The following is a 12,713-nucleotide window of genomic DNA, read 5'->3' on the forward strand; positions in this document are numbered from 1 at the left end:
TCTTCTAATTATTTGTTTTTAAATAGTTATTTTTTCTGTTTAATGTGCAGCATTTGTACTGTCGATCTTTTCGTCCTTAAATAAAGCTAAAAAGATAAAAAATACAACAGCTGCGATAATTGCAGGTACAACCCAAGTATGATTCCAGAATGCCGCCATATCAGTTGCTTTCAATTCTTTGTACTTGTCTCCGACATAACTTGCTACCCAGAAGCCGATCAATTGTCCAACACCATAGGTTGCCAAAGTGATCAAGCCCTGTGCTGCTGATTTGTATTTAACACCAGCTTTGCTATCTGTATAAATCTGTCCCGAAACAAAGAAAAAGTCATAACAGATACCGTGCAATGCAATACCGATCAACAACATGAACGATAATTCACCCGCATTGCCATAAGCAAATAACAGGTAACGGATTACCCAAGCCAACATCCCCACAAGGATTGTTTTCTTAAAGCCAAATTTTGTAAAAAATACAGGTAAGGCTAATAAAAACAATACTTCCGATGCCTGACCGATTGTCATTTTACCCGTTGGATTTTCCAGACCTATTTCTGAAAGGAACAAATTTGCATTTGAATAGTAAAATGCCAAAGGAATACAGATCAATACCGACGAAATGAAAAAAATCAAAAAGTTTTTGTCTTTCAATAATTTGATCGCATCCAGACCAATGATTGATGCAAAGGATGGTTTTTCATTTTCATCCAGTTTAACCGGCGGTGTTTTAGGCAATGCAAAAGAAAACACCCCGAGTACCAATGAGGCAACACCTGACATTAAGAAGGTATTTTTCAAGGCTCCCTCTGATGCAGCAGCATCCCATCTAAAGATATAACTGATTGCAAGACCTGCAACAATCCAACCGATTGTTCCCCAGATACGTATACCTGAAAATTGTTTTTCCGGATTGGTTAATTGGCGAAAGGAAACCGAACTAGCCAAAGCTAATGTTGGCATGTAAAGTATCATATAGGCCAATACATACGGATAAAATGTCGACATATCTGCAGCACCATACATCTGATACATCAATACCGCACCGACCAAGTGTAAAACACCCAAAATACGCTCCGCATTGAAATAGCGATCTGCAATCATTCCGACAATAAAGGGAGCAATAATAGCACCCAATGACTGTGTTGAAAATACATTGGCCATTTCAAAATCCGTTGCATGTAGATTTTTGCTCAAGAAAGTACCTAATGTGACAAACCATCCCCCCCAAATAAAAAATTCGAGGAACATCATGAAGGATAGTTTAAATTTTATTGTTGATGAAATCATAAAAAAAATGGTGTTTTACAATACTACTAATTGGTTTTACCTGCTCAATTTAAGAAATTAAATCTAATTGTCAATAGTACACTATTAAAATATTACAAAAAGCTATCGACCTCCCGATAAGCCGCCACCAAGCGATCCTCACCCTCTTTACCAGGTTTGGAAATACCATGTTCCATCCCCATGATACCCTTATATCCTTTACTATGAATGTGTTTGAATACGTTTTTATAATTGATCTCTCCTGTAGTCGGTTCTTTACGGCCTGGATTATCGCCGATTTGAATATAAGCAATTTCATCCCAGCAACGATTCATATTTGCAATTAAATCTCCTTCGGTACGCTGCATATGATAAATATCATATAAAATTTTACAGGATGGACTGTTCACGGCCTTACATAAAGCATACGTCTCATGTGTTTGCTGCAAAAATAAATCTGGTGTATCACTTAAGGTTTCCAACACCATCACCAAACCATGTGGTTCAAAGATCTCAGCACCCTTACGCATCGCAGTAAGTATGTTGCTGAACTGATTACCCCAAGGCAGTTTTCTTTCATAAAAGCCAGGGACCACAGTCAGCCATTTTGCATTGCAGCGCTTGGCAGCTTCGACAGACTTCTTGCATGTTTCGACAAACTTGTCTAAATACTCTTGTTTACCCGTCGCTAAAGAAGGCATCCAGTTTTGTCCGCCATCCACAACAAATACACCCATTGTCATGCCTAACTTAGCCAATAAATCACCGATCTTCTTCTGCTCATCCAATGTTCTGCCCAAATAGCCATTATCTTCTATTCCACGAAATCCCAAATCATACATATACCGAATTTCATCCAGGAAATTGTCACCTGCATGATTTTTGAACATCCCCTGATGGGGGGCATAATTTAAGTTAAATGTCTTTCCTTTATCCATCGTATTTGCTGTATTTTGAGTGGTTGACGCAAAAGTCTGCCCAGCTAGTCCTGCCCCGGCGGCCAAAAGACTACCTTTAATAAAATCCGATCTCTTCATTTTATTTATAATTGATTAATTTTTAAATAATTTACCAAATCCATCCGAATAAATCGCTTCAATGGACTGATTTTTATTTTTAAAAATGACAAAAACCTCCACACCCTTCAATTTTTTGGCCTTTGTCTTAATTTGTTCGGGTTCCATGCCCATAAAATAATTATCCAGTGCATCTGCTTCCATAGCAGTCTTCGCATAGACGCTGACACTCAATATATCGGTCATGTATGGAAAACCCGAAACAGGGTCGATATGATGACCCAATTTTTTCCCTTTGTACTTAATAAACTTTTCAAAACTGCCGGCCGTTGTGAGCGCCCCTTCTTTGAGCTGCGCAACAGCGGTCATCAATTCCTCCCCGCCCGCATCATCGGGCTGAACAATACCAATGGAAAAGCCCTGTCCACCTGGCGGAGTCCCCAAAGCCCTGATTTCACCACCGACCTCTACCATATAATTGGCAATTCCCTTTCGCCCAAGAAAGTCGGCCAAAACATCCACCGTATAGCCCTGGGCAATACCATTGACATCTATTTTAATCCCTTTCTTCTTTTTGAACAGCCGATTGCCGCTAACCTTCAGATAGTGCATTCCCATCAGTTCCCTCGCTTTTAGCACTGTCGCCGAATCTGGGGCGACCGGACTCTTATTAGCACCAAAGCCCCATAGGTTGACTAGCGGGGCAATAGTAATATCGAATTGACCTTTCGATAATTTATGATATTTAAAGGAAGCTTTTATCACCTTGGCCATATGACTATCCATCACGATAGACATTACCGTATCTGTATTGAACTTGGATATTCTCGAGTCCTTCCGATAAATTGACATCGACAAATCGATCGCCGTTAAAATACTGTCAACTTCCGACCGTCTAACAAGACTGTCGGAAGCGAAGTAAGTGATATGGAATTGAGTGCCCTGCGCGGGTCCCTCCAGCCGAATTTTATGGAGTTTCGTTGATGGTATTTGCGCCTGTACATCAATGCAACAAATCGTGACAAAAAATAGAAGACACAAATTCCACCTTAATCCCATCGGCCCCAAAACTTAAATATATAGGTTTGTGTTTTGACCAGGCATCGCTACAGGGTAAAAACCTTCTGCATCCGGAAGTAACTTTGGTTTAGCATCCCAGGCAAGTACATCTGGCCCCAGTTTGATAGTAGATTTCAAGGCTTCATCCCATTTGATCACCTTACCTGTATAACAAGCGATACGCCCGATAATACCTGTCAACGTACTATAAGCACCATATTCTGCATTATCAAATTTATATTCGCCTTTCGAAATTGCTGTAAAAAGTTCTTTATGTTCTTGTTGATAAGGATTTGGATTGCCCTTGGCATCATGGCGATAGATTTCTTTTCCTTTCCAGTCGTACAATACAGCCTGTCCACCTGCAGAAAGATAAGCACGTCCTTTTGTTGCCTGGAATTGCTCGTCTACACGGTTATGTATACCCTCAAAGTGTCTACACTGACTATAAACAACACTGTTATCAGCATAGGTTAATTCTAATGCAAAATTATCATAGATTTCACCATACTCTTTGCCTGTACGGTGTGCTCTGCTCCCTGTACCTTGGATCGATACGGGATAAGCGCCTTTTACCCAATTGGCGATATCAATATTGTGCACGTGCTGCTCAACGATATGATCGCCACACAACCAGTTAAAATAATACCAGTTACGCATTTGGTACTCCATTTCAGTTTGCTCTGGCTTGCGCGGACGCACCCATACGCCACCTGAGTTCCAGTAGACTTGTCCAGAGGTAACATCACCGATAGCACCTTCGTGAATACGTTTGATAGCCTCACGGTAATTCGTTTGATAACGGCGTTGCAAACCAACCACAACATTCAATTTTTTACGTTTAGCTTCTGCAGCCACACGTAAGACCTGTTGTACACCAGGTATATCAACCGCTACCGGTTTCTCCATGAAAACATGTTTACCTTGACGGATCGCTTCCTCAAAATGCATTGGTCTAAATCCTGGAGGAGTTGCCAAAATAACAACATCGGCCAATTGAATTGCATCTTTATACGCATCGAACCCTACAAATTTATGGTTGTCACTTACATCGATCTTATCTTGCCATTTTTCTTTCAGCGTTTTATAAGTACTTTCTAAATTATCTTTAAAAGCATCTGCAAGTGCCACCACTTTAATGTTCATTCCCGAACTTAACGCATCAAATGTAGCTCCAGTTCCGCGGCCCCCACAGCCCACTAAGGCAACTTTGATAACATCTGAACCAGCAGCATATGCACCTGATAAAGGCATTGAGCTCAACACAGCGCCCCCAGCAACTACAGCAGAAGTTTTAATAAAATCTCTTCTTTCTAGATTTTCCATAACAGTTTTATATTGATTATTTTATATTAAAAGTCTTTGATTGGCTGTTTGTCGTAATAAGCCATAATTTCTTCGTGACTGGGTGGATTAAGGGGTCTTACCAGTCTCATACCCACAAATGGGGCTTCCGGAAACCACCAGTTACTTTTTGGAATTTGTGGATCCAACTGTTTCCACACGGGATCTGAAGCACCACGCGCTGCAGAGCGCATGTCCTCGGCCCCACTGTCAAAAGCACCACCTCGTACAACATGTGGATACAGGGTTGTCGGAACAACTACGGGGTTGGTCAATACCTTTCCTTTGCCTTCATTGTAACTATCGGCCTTATATTGGTCATAAGTCCACTCAGCAACATTGCCATAAATATCATAAAGGCCCCAAGGGTTCGGTTTCTTCTGTCCTACAATATGTGTTTTCTGTTCACCGTTATCTTTAAACCAGGCATAATCTGCTAATGGCGTTGCTTGATCACCGAAAAAATAAGTTGTCTTTGAACCAGCTCGGGCTGCATATTCCCACTCAGCCTCTGTTGGTAAACGATAAAACACACCCGTACGGACATACAACCACTTACAGAATTGGATGGCATTGTAATGGGTCATCGCCAAGGCCGGGTGTCCTTCTTTTCCAAAACCAAAAGTCATATCCAAATAGGGTTTGGTAGGTCGCGTAACGGCATCAATCTCTTTGGATACTTTACCGTCCTTACTCTTTGCGATCTCATAATCTTTATACAGAAACGGTTCAAAGAGATCCCAGGTTACTTCATACTGCCCCATCCAAAATGGGTCCAACTTCACCTCATGTGCAGGTTTTTCATCTTCTTTCCCGCCGCTTGTAGTTCCCATTTTAAAACTACCACCAGGGATTGCTAGCATTTTGAACGTCAGATTGGTTCCTTCAATGGGTTGCTCATACGGTTCGAACGTCTTCTGAGCCATAGCGTGCACGCCAGCAAATAACAAAACAGGAATAAAGATTCTTTTTAACATATTTAGGTTTGTAATTAGAGACTAAAATATAAAATAAGGTGTATACTTTACACTTTGACACTATAACTTTTTTATTACAGTTTAATTCTTAACATAATAGTCCATTCGTAATAACGATTTAGCAAGATACTGATTAGGATCCTCTGGGAACTTAATTAGCCTGAAAATCAAGATCAATAAAAAAGGTTTTCCATTTTCATGGAAAACCTCGATATCTTATCACAGCATGCCTGTGTCTAAAGCAGAATCTTACGACTTACCGCCTTATCGATGGTAATATACCCCGGGTAGAACACCGACTGCCCTGCGATATTGATAGAAGGTTTAACTTTTAACGTAAATATTCCCTTTTTATTCTCATCGCTTGACATTAAAAAATCCTGCAGGTCCGAATTCTTCAACAAATCATAGATATTGGTGGCTATACGCACATTGGCCACTGTAGATTCTCCGGGCTCTATTTGTAATGATTGATTCACAATCCCTTCCACAAGCTGCTGTCCGCCGTAAAGAATGATATACTGGAACTTATTAATAGACGCTTTTTTGAGCGTCGGGTTATCAATTTTAAGTCGGATAACTGCATCCAATGGAATATCTTTCCGCAAATAGGCCAATGCCAAGCTCGGCGCCGCTCCCAGGTCAATTTGATTATTCCTGATCAGTCGTTGCAATGATGTTCCAGCCAACCGAATACTATCTACCGATTCCACATCGAACTTACATTTCGCCAAATTTTCGATCTGTGCCTTTTGTCGATTCACACCACAGCCGGAAATAAACAAACCCAGCAGAACCAAACATCCAAATAAAATTTTCTTGCTCATAGCCACTATTTTCCTCCAAATTTATATAAAACTCCCAGTGTAAACAATGGGTAACCTGCTTTTAAATAGGTATTACTTTTAAAACCGAATACCATACCGTTCGTATATTGCAACTTCCATCCTTTCCCTAACCCCATTCTTGTATAAAATACAGGTTCAATAAGCATATTATCTTCTTTCTCTGCCGGAAGACCATCAATAGCAAAATTTTTCATACGCATATTGCTCAGCCGGATAATGGTACCGTAATCGATATCATGCCGGTTGCCGAACAATTTCAGAGCATCCTTTTTCTCCGATGAAAAGTTCACCTGCACAAACACCTTGTCAAAATCCATGTCCTTCGTTTCCACAACGGCCTGTCCCATCGTCGACGAACGCTTATCAACCACGCTGGTATTACCCAGCCCATAGCCCCCGTAAACCTCAAATACACGATTATTTTTTCTACCAAAGCGTGTAAAATAACCTATCCCCGCTTCACCCATCTTTTGTGCATAGTCTTTGATATTGGATCTATTATCGACATATGAACCATTGGCAATGACAGCCACATGATCAGTTACAGCTACCCCCAGGTTGGCCGATACATTGGCCTTTGAATTGATATTGCCGGAAACATAGACCTCGCCAGCTTCTGCAAACATCGGCGCTGAAGGCACATTGGGCATGTAAATCGAACTACAGGAATAAAATGAACAGGCAAATAACCCGGCACACAAACCATATCCAAACTTGTTGTATTTCATATGTAAGTATTTATTCAATCGTGCTTGCATCCAGTGATATTTACGAATGCTTTGCCTATTGTCTTAAAAACACCTATCCTTTATAAAAATTGTACCAAAACGGTTACATTTAACAGAAAATAACAATTTAAACAGCCCAAAAAGCTTAAAAAGCTCAGTACCAAGCACGATAAATTCAATATACCAGGTAGCAATTCCGCAGAGCAGCCTGCTATCCTGCTCCAGCATCACCCGATAGCAGACACATCGGAACAGTAGCTAAAAGTATAAACAACAAAAAAAGGCATCAATTTCTTGATGCCTTTCCAATATTGTTGCAAAACCTTACGCTTGTTCTGTAGGAACTACAGATACATAAGATTTATTGTTAGCTTTTTTACGGAAAACTACTTTACCGTCTACTAAAGCGAACAATGTGTGGTCTTTACCAATACCAACGTTTGTGTCAGGATTGTGTTGGGTACCGCGTTGGCGTACGATGATGTTACCAGCGATTGCTTGTTGACCACCGAAGATTTTGATACCTAAACGCTTGCTATGTGACTCACGGCCGTTCTTAGAACTACCCGCACCTTTTTTGTGTGCCATTTCTTTATCTTAATTTAAGACTATTTGTCTGATTAAAAATTCAATTATAACGTAATACCAGTGATCTGGATTTTAGAAAATTGTTGACGGTGACCGTTTTTCTTTTTGTAGCCTTTACGACGTTTTTTCTTGAAAACGATAACTTTATCGCCTTTTAAATGAGACAAAATTTTAGCCGAAACTTTTGCACCAGCAACGCTAGGTGTACCAATGGTAAATTTACCACCGTCTTCTGCTAACAATACATTGTCAAATTCAATACTAGCGCCTTCATCTCCTTGTAAACGGTGTACAAAAAGGAACTGGTCTTTTGCAACCTTAAATTGCTGTCCTGCTATATTTACTATTGCGTACATTGTTAATTAATTAAATGTGTTATTAAATGAAGGGCAAAAGTAATCAGTTTTTATCATAATTCAAAGACAAATTTACTTTTTCGTTTCCAATTAAACGTTATCAGTTGAACAGCATTGTCTTAATCCGTATCGGGACAATGCTGTTCACCCCAGTTTTCGCTTACCAAACCAAAATTCTCTTCTCAGGTGCTACATACATTTTTGCCGTAGGTTGTACATTAAATGCTTTATAGAAGGCCTCCATATTGTATACGGGACCATTTACCCGAAATTGTTCGGGGCTATGTGGATCAACTTTTAAACGTAACCGCATGCGCTCATCGCTGCTCTTTACGCGCCACACTTGCGCAAAACTCAGGAAGAAACGTTGATCTGGTGTAAAACCATCAATTTTATCCTGTCCCTGCCCTTGCTTGGTTAATTTGAAAGCATCATAAGCAATATTCAAACCGCCGATATCTGCCAGATTTTCACCTAAAGTAAGCTCACCGTTTACATGTTGATTGTCCAACAGTGTAAAGCCACCATATAACTTCGCTACCTGATTGGCGCGTTCCGTAAACTGTTTCGCATCCACTGCCGTCCACCAATCGTTCAAGTTACCGTCTTTATCATATTGACGCCCCTGATCGTCAAAACCATGTGTCATCTCGTGTCCGATAACGGCACCGATAGCGCCATAATTGATCGCATCGTCCGCATTGGCATCAAAGAATGGAAACTGTAAGATGCCGGCCGGGAATACTATTTCATTATATGGTGGATTGTAATAGGCATTCACCGTAGGTGTCGTCATCAGCCATTCGGCCTTGTCAACCGGTTTACCAATTTTACCTGCCATTTCTTTATAGGCATGCTTTGCAGCAGACTGTAAATTGGCATAGTAGGTATCTTTGGCAACCTCCACATCACTGTAATCTTTCCACTTCTCCGGATAGCCGATTTTTTTGGTGAACGCTTCCAATTTTTCAATTGCTTTCTTTTTGGTTTCAGGCGTCATCCAGTCCAATTTCTCGATACGGTTCTTATAGACTTTTTGCAAATTGTCGACCAATTCGAGCATTCGTTTTTTTGCTTCGGGTTTAAAATACTCATCCACATACAACTTTCCGACAATCTCGCCAAGGTTCTCGTCGGCCGAGCTCACCATCAGCTTCCAACGCTCTTTCTCCCGTTTCTGTCCATTGAGGGTTTTTCCGAATAATTCAAACTTTGCATCTCTGAAACCTTTGCTCAGTGCCGTCGCAGAAGCATTCGCTAAATCTGCTTTTAGTTTTGTTTTCCAACTAGCTAAGGACTGTGATTTCAACAAATTATTGAGAGCAAGATAAAATTTGGGCTGCTGTACCAAAATGGTATCGGTCTTTACATCCAAACGTTGCAAAATATCTTTCCAATTGAGGTTTGGTGTTTGCTTTTGAAATTCCTGTACCGCAAATTTATGGTAGTTTTTGATGGGATCGCGCAATTCCACCGGTGTAGCATGCGATTTGGCTATTTCTGTTTCCAAGCGCAGCACTTCCTCCGCCGACTTTTGTGCATTTGCCCCTTCGCCGATCAGTCCAAATAATTTTACCAGATACGCAACATAGGCCTCCCGTATTTTCTTCGCTTTGTCATCCTGATCCAAGTAATAACTTGCTTCAGGCAGGTTGAGTCCACCCTGGAAAAATTGTAATGCATTTTTAGTGCTGATACGGTCATCTGCAGCCACATAAAATGTAAAAAGATCACCATCACCCTCTTTAAATCCATCCGCAGCATAAGCAATCAATTCATCGATACTTTTCAACCCATTGATTTTTTGAATGGCCCCTTCGATCGGTTTCGCGCCCAATTTATCAATCGTCACCGTATCCATACCACTCGCATAGAAATCGCCGGCCTTTTGTTGATCGGAACCTTTTTTGTTGTCAGACTTCGCCGCACTCTCCAAAATAGATTTCAGGTTTGCCAGGTTTTCATCAGCAAGAATATAAAATGAACCCCAGCCAGTTTCAGAAGCCGGGATCTGGGTATTTTTCATCCAGCTTCCATTCGCATATTGGAAGAAATTATCTCCTGGATTCACTGTAGTGTCCATGCCCGAGACATCAAAAAAATTTGTGCGGACCTCCTGAGCAGTATCGCTTTTCTTATTTGACTGACATGACATCATCATTAAGACCATGGATAGCGTCCCCCATTTGACTTTTTGTATCATATTTTAAGAGATTAAAAGAGTATTTAAATTTACTTCAAAAGTTTCACTTCATACAGATCCTTCCGTCTATCCTTCTTGACTTTAACGGTACCGTACTCATGCAGGTCTCTCAGGGCATAAAGATCAACGTCGGCAATAAGCACCATTTCGGCATTCGGTGTCGCCTCAGCTTTAATGGCATTATTGGGAAAAGCAAAGTCCGAAGGGGTAAAAACAGCGGACTGCGAATATTGTATATCCATATTATTCACACGCGGCAAATTGCCCACGGAGCCTGCGATAGCCACATAACATTCATTTTCTATCGCCCTGGCCTGTGCACAGGTACGCACCCGGATGTATCCGTTTTGGGTATCCGTCATAAAGGGCACAAATAGGATCTGCATCCCCTGATCGGCCAAAATACGGCTCAGTTCAGGAAACTCTACGTCGTAACAGATCAACAGTCCCACTTTCCCACAATCGGTGTCAAACACCTTCACCTCACTTCCGCCCACCATACCATAATATTTAAATTCATTTGGGGTGATGTGAATTTTTTTAAACTCATCCAGCTTACCGTTGCGATGGCAGAGGTAGGAAACATTATAGAGCTTTTTGTTTTCCATCAAGGGCATGGATCCCGCAATGATATTGACGTTGTAGGATACAGCAAACTGTTGAATACGATCGATAATTTCGGATGTATGTTGGGCAAGCCTTTCCATTGCTAGGCGCTCCGGAAGATCGTTATAGGGGCTCATGAGTGGCGTATTAAAGAATTCTGGAAACATGATAAAATCTGTTCCATAATCACTCACCGTATCCACAAAAAACTCGATCTGATCATAAAATGCCTCTAGATTATCAAACAAACGCATCTGCCATTGCACCAGCCCCAAGCGGATCGTCTGCTTGGTCGTCGAAATGGAGCGCGTCTCTGACTCATAATAAATATTATTCCATTCCAACAGAGTAGCGAATTCCATGGATTCAGCATCCTCGGGCAGATAGTGCTTAAGTATTTTTTTGACATGAAAATCATTTGAAAGCTGAAAGGTCAGCGTCGGATCATAGATCTCTTTACGTTTGACTTTCTCGATGTAAACCCGCGGACTCATTTTATCCGCATAGTTATGGTAATTGGGAATACGCCCACCGGCAACAATACATTTGAGGTTCATCTGTTCACACAGCTCCTTACGTGCATCATAGAGACGGCGTCCAAGACGTAGGGCCCGATGTGCCGGATGAACAAACACTTCTATTCCGTACAATGTATCTCCATCATCACTATGTTTGGTAAACTTACCGTCATCGATAATATCATAATAACTATCGTAAATATTATTCTTCTTTGAATTCAGGATAATCGACAAGGCACAAGCCACCACATGTCCATCAATCTCCACACATAACTGCCCTTCGGGAAATAATTCTATCAAATCCTGAATATTTTCCTTTGACCAGGTTTCGCCAACACCATCGTAAGCCTGTTCCATCGATTTTTTCAAATCAACATAATCCTTCTTTGTCAAGTTACGCACTTGAATATCCATATAAATCTCCTTTTTGAAATTAGTTATTTAAATTTAGTAAAAGTAAAGGCCAAGTCCAAAACTAGCAATAGGCAACAAGCGAACACCAGATGGCATACAATTTCGTATTTTAGACAGTGCTTACTCAGTGATTGTTCAGTGCTCGTTCAGTGCTTGCTCAGTGTACACTGAATATGCACTGACTTATTACTGTCTAAACATTGATTAAAAAATGTTAATAATTACTACCTAGTATGCAGATGTTTCAATTTTAATATAGATCTTGATGATCCAATATCTTAACAGGCAGTTAGGATCATCGTCTTTTTCATACATGAACCGAATCGGAGTATCGGAAAGACTTACTAAAAATAAAGCCAAAAAAAAGCGCCAATGTTCAATTGGCGCTTCTGATATCTCAATGATAGCTGCTCTCAACTATGCTTGACCTTGTGGCGTTCCAAAAGGGAATGCAACTGTAGGATCGCCACCTTGTTGAGGTTGTTCAGCAACACCTAAGTCCATTTTAATTGGGCCATTTAATGCTTCGAAACGGTTCACGTTATCAACCAATGCACCTAACAAGCGTTTTGCATGCTCTGGAGTCAAAACGATTCTTGATTTCACTTTTGCTTTTGGCACTCCTGGCATCACACGGATAAAGTCAACCACAAATTCAGTATTAGAGTGAGTGATAATCGCAAGATTTGAGTAGGTTCCTTCTGCTACTTCTTCTGTCAACTCAATGCTCAATTCGTTTTGATTTTGGTTATTTTCCATAATAATTCTAATGATAAGTTAATATATTCTT

At 40.7% G+C, this 12,713-nt stretch carries 12 protein-coding genes; all 12 read right to left on the reverse strand.

Annotation, left to right across the window (positions count from 1 at the left end; all coding sequences use genetic code 11):
- Positions 1-39: 39 nt before the first annotated feature.
- On the reverse strand, positions 40-1,284 hold the full coding sequence (locus BV902_RS16595; RefSeq protein WP_075994834.1) for a nucleoside permease: 1,245 nt from the start codon (positions 1,282-1,284) through the stop codon (positions 40-42).
- A 95-nt stretch (positions 1,285-1,379) separates the two neighbouring features.
- Positions 1,380-2,303, reverse strand: a complete 924-nt coding sequence (locus BV902_RS16600) for a hydroxypyruvate isomerase family protein (protein WP_075992889.1) — start codon at positions 2,301-2,303, stop codon at positions 1,380-1,382.
- 15 nt (positions 2,304-2,318) lie between these two features.
- Positions 2,319-3,341 carry an FAD:protein FMN transferase gene (locus tag BV902_RS16605; protein WP_075992890.1) on the reverse strand — a complete coding sequence of 341 codons (1,023 nt, stop codon included), beginning with the start codon at positions 3,339-3,341 and terminating at the stop codon, positions 2,319-2,321.
- 12 nt (positions 3,342-3,353) lie between these two features.
- Entirely contained in the window at positions 3,354-4,667 is a 1,314-nt protein-coding gene (locus tag BV902_RS16610; RefSeq protein WP_046672915.1) for a Gfo/Idh/MocA family oxidoreductase, read from the reverse strand.
- Between the two features lie 26 nt (positions 4,668-4,693).
- Positions 4,694-5,662 carry a formylglycine-generating enzyme family protein gene (locus BV902_RS16615; RefSeq protein WP_075992891.1) on the reverse strand — a complete coding sequence of 323 codons (969 nt, stop codon included), beginning with the start codon at positions 5,660-5,662 and terminating at the stop codon, positions 4,694-4,696.
- A 236-nt stretch (positions 5,663-5,898) separates the two neighbouring features.
- Positions 5,899-6,489 carry a hypothetical protein gene (locus BV902_RS16620; RefSeq protein ID WP_075992892.1) on the reverse strand — a complete coding sequence of 197 codons (591 nt, stop codon included), beginning with the start codon at positions 6,487-6,489 and terminating at the stop codon, positions 5,899-5,901.
- 5 nt (positions 6,490-6,494) lie between these two features.
- Positions 6,495-7,238 (reverse strand): hypothetical protein, encoded by a 744-nt coding sequence (locus BV902_RS16625; protein ID WP_075994835.1) that lies wholly within the window; start codon positions 7,236-7,238, stop codon positions 6,495-6,497.
- Positions 7,239-7,562: 324 nt separating this feature from the next.
- Positions 7,563-7,826, reverse strand: coding sequence for a 50S ribosomal protein L27 (gene rpmA, locus BV902_RS16630; protein ID WP_046672918.1), 264 nt, complete (start codon positions 7,824-7,826; stop codon positions 7,563-7,565).
- 44 nt (positions 7,827-7,870) lie between these two features.
- Complete coding sequence (rplU, locus tag BV902_RS16635; protein WP_028068281.1) at positions 7,871-8,182, reverse strand: 50S ribosomal protein L21; 312 nt, start codon at positions 8,180-8,182, stop codon at positions 7,871-7,873.
- A gap of 160 nt (positions 8,183-8,342) precedes the next feature.
- On the reverse strand, positions 8,343-10,385 hold the full coding sequence (locus BV902_RS16640) for a M13 family metallopeptidase (protein ID WP_075992893.1): 2,043 nt from the start codon (positions 10,383-10,385) through the stop codon (positions 8,343-8,345).
- Between the two features lie 29 nt (positions 10,386-10,414).
- On the reverse strand, positions 10,415-11,923 hold the full coding sequence (locus BV902_RS16645; protein ID WP_075992894.1) for a carbon-nitrogen hydrolase family protein: 1,509 nt from the start codon (positions 11,921-11,923) through the stop codon (positions 10,415-10,417).
- Positions 11,924-12,340: 417 nt separating this feature from the next.
- Entirely contained in the window at positions 12,341-12,682 is a 342-nt protein-coding gene (locus BV902_RS16655) for a DUF3467 domain-containing protein (protein ID WP_046672455.1), read from the reverse strand.
- Between the last annotated feature and the right edge of the window lie 31 nt (positions 12,683-12,713).

Source organism: Sphingobacterium sp. B29, from assembly GCF_001952815.1.
Classification (GTDB): domain Bacteria; phylum Bacteroidota; class Bacteroidia; order Sphingobacteriales; family Sphingobacteriaceae; genus Sphingobacterium; species Sphingobacterium siyangense.